Annotated in this window: 1 protein-coding gene; it reads left to right on the top strand. The window is 67.7% G+C overall.

The features are described from left to right. Positions 1 to 393 (top strand): response regulator (locus AC0IYH_RS29665; protein WP_471837648.1); only part of this gene is annotated, 393 nt, incomplete at both ends.

The raw sequence follows: 393 nt of genomic DNA, 5'->3' as shown, positions 1-393 counted from the left end.
CAATTGCGCTGGGCGTACGAGGCGTATGAGGTCGTCGTGGTCGGCGACCGGGCTGCGGCGCTGGACGCGCTGCGATTGCACGAGCCGGCGGTCGTGACGCTCGACCTGGGCTTACCGCCCGATCCGGACGGCACCGCCGAAGGTTTTGCGACGTTGCACGCCATGCTGGCGATGGCGCCGACGACGAAGGTGATCGTCGCGTCGGGGCACGGTGCGCGGGAGAGTGCGCTGACGGCGATCGGCGACGGAGCATGGGATTTCTATCAGAAGCCGATCGATATCGATGCGCTCGGCCTGATCGTGTCGCGCGCCTTTCATGTCCATGCGCTGGAGGCGGAGAACCGGCGGTTGCAGGCGAAGGTCGTGCCGGGTGCGTTCGGCGGGCTGCTCTAC

This window comes from Pseudomonas sp. AC463, assembly GCF_979253585.1.
This window is presented reverse-complemented; position numbering and strand designations above follow the sequence as displayed.